Here is a 359-nt window from a genome sequence, read left to right as displayed (position 1 = left end):
CCCACTCGAACGTCGCGATTTCTACCTCGATAACGTCATCCCACCTGCGGGTATGGATCAGCTCGTTCTTGTAGGAGCCGTTAACGTTTTCAGCCAAAGCATTGTCATAGGAGTCACCAACCGTCCCAGTGGAAGCGGCAATGCCATGCTGGGCAAGTCGCTCGTTGTAGACCACGCTCACGTACTGCGACCCATGATCCGAATGGTGAATGAGACCTGTCGTTTCCTCAGCACACACGATCGCCTGGTTGAGAGCCTGCAGCGGCAACGCTTCGGTGCGCATCGAGTCTGATAGCGCCCACCCAACGATTCGCCGGGAGTAAACGTCAGTGACAAACGCGGCGTACACAAAGCCTTTC

1 protein-coding gene is annotated in these 359 nt (G+C 56.0%); it reads right to left on the bottom strand.

Going from position 1 to position 359, the window contains the following annotated elements; genetic code table 11:
- A partial coding sequence (locus HMPREF2888_RS00005; RefSeq protein WP_141744791.1) for a DDE-type integrase/transposase/recombinase occupies positions 1-359 on the bottom strand: 359 nt, incomplete at both ends.

This window comes from Corynebacterium sp. HMSC077D03 (assembly GCF_001808545.1).
Lineage (GTDB): Bacteria > Actinomycetota > Actinomycetes > Mycobacteriales > Mycobacteriaceae > Corynebacterium > Corynebacterium simulans.
Note: the sequence above shows the minus strand (reverse complement) of the source record. Positions and strands in the feature narration are given on the sequence as shown.